Origin of the sequence: Candidatus Regiella insecticola LSR1 (genome assembly GCF_000143625.1) — a bacterium.
GTDB classification, from domain to species: domain Bacteria; phylum Pseudomonadota; class Gammaproteobacteria; order Enterobacterales; family Enterobacteriaceae; genus Regiella; species Regiella insecticola.
On sequence record NZ_GL379718.1, the window covers coordinates 3,583 to 5,384 of the forward strand.

A 1,802-nucleotide genomic window follows, 5' to 3' on the forward strand; every position below is an offset into this window, starting at 1 on the left:
TTTTAGTGAGTGATACGCGGTTGGGGGATGCGGTCATCGACAGTGTCACCCATTTTGGTGGCTATGATTTTATTGAAAATCGCCCGAATAAAGGCGGTCAGCGATTTTGTACCACCTATGATCTGCGTGATTACCCGGCCATTTCAACACCGGGTATGTGGGATGAAGCGGTTGAGCAACAATTTGATTTCACGTTGGTTCAGACCTTTTTGTTTGAGGATAGGAACAAGGTTAAGGCCGCCTTTAAAAAACATACTGCTGACTTAAAAGCCGTGGAAGGGGAATCGAACCAAACCGATGAGATAGAGCAGGCTGTACAGCAAATCACACAGGGAACATTGGCCTTTGGCAAATACCACGCGGGGCTAATCGTTTATGGCGACACGCCCGATGAAGCGATTGCCAACGGGGCGAAAATGGATTCCCTGTTCATGACGCACGATACTGCCTTTATTCGCTCAACGCTGACGAATATTGATACTTGGTTTACTCAATTTCCGGGCGTAACGGATGCCGTGTATCCGATGGCGAAATCGACCGAAAACCTGGCTTGCGGTTTCTCATTGCACGCGACCCCAACAGGGAAAGCAACAGGCAATCCGCCCGGAGATGGTACGGCGCTGATGCCGCTGAAAACCGTGAATGAAGGGGTTTATTTTCTTAACCCGCACGATAGCCCGTTAGGGCACAACAATACCGGCGAGAAGCTGGCCGGTCATATTGCGGTAACGGCCATGACCAACGCGGGTAAAACCACGCTAGAAGCCTGTATGTTGATTCACTTTAGCCGCTGGAACCCGATGATTTTTTCTCTTGATTACAATCATTCATTGGAAAACGTGCTTCGCGCATTGGGTGCGCACTATTTTACCGTATCGCCAGGGTTTTATACGGGCATTCAGCCTTTCCAGTTCCAAGACTCACCGTCTTTACGTCAGTTTTTGTTCGATACCGTGAAGCAGTGTGCAGGCGAAACCGCACCCGACGAGGAAAGGGAAATTCAGGATGGCATTGAAGCCGTGATGCGGCACAGTGTGATAGAAAATCGCTCATTGTCTTTGATGTTGCAAGGGATCCCCAAAAAGGGCAGGAAACTGCCTGCACACGCGCTTGGCGAAATGGTGTCGTAACGTAGACGGCCATCAGGGGCAGTATGCCTGGATATTAGATGCCCCGGTTAACCTGTTTGAGCCCCGGACATTCCGTCGTCTGGCATTCGATTGCACCCTTATTCTGAACAAGGAGTATGCCGGTAAACATTCAGCCGCCATGGAGGTGATGCTGAATACTTTTTTTTATTTGAAACGCGAAATGCATGCGACGCAGCCGGGGAGTCTGTTAATCAATGTCATTGCCGAATATTGGGTTCCCCTTTCGTTTGAAAGTACTGCGGAAGCGATTAAGGAAATTTTAAAAGCTGGGCGGACACGTGGCGAGATTTTGATGATGGATACGCAATCGCCAGAAGATGCGCTCTCAACAGACTACGCTCCCGCTGTTATTCAGCAGGTGATCACACAAATCTGGATGGCCAATACCAAAGCAAAACGGGAAAGCTACAAGGCGTTTGGGATTGAAGGTAAAGAATTCGACAAAGTGGTTGAGCTCATTCCTTCCAGTCGTGAATTCATGGTTAAGCAGGGGCATCAGGCGGTAATGGTGAAATTCGTCCTGGATGAAAAATTGAAGTACTGGTTGCCGTTACTGTCTTCAACTGATGAAAATCTGGCGGTGGCGGCACGTATTCGTCGTGAACTGAATACGGAGGATCCGGCAGTTTGGGTCTCTGCCTTTTTTGTCCG

The 1,802-nt window shown here is 49.1% G+C and carries 1 protein-coding gene and 1 pseudogene; both read left to right on the forward strand.

Annotation, left to right across the window (positions count from 1 at the left end; all coding sequences use genetic code 11):
- Window positions 1–1,130: VirB4 family type IV secretion system protein (locus REG_RS14455; protein ID WP_422614314.1), on the forward strand; the 1,130-nt coding region annotated here is incomplete at its 5' end.
- Window positions 1,111–1,802: pseudogene (locus REG_RS14460) on the forward strand (VirB4 family type IV secretion system protein); the annotation flags it as partial. The gene REG_RS14455 and the pseudogene REG_RS14460, both read left to right, overlap by 20 nt.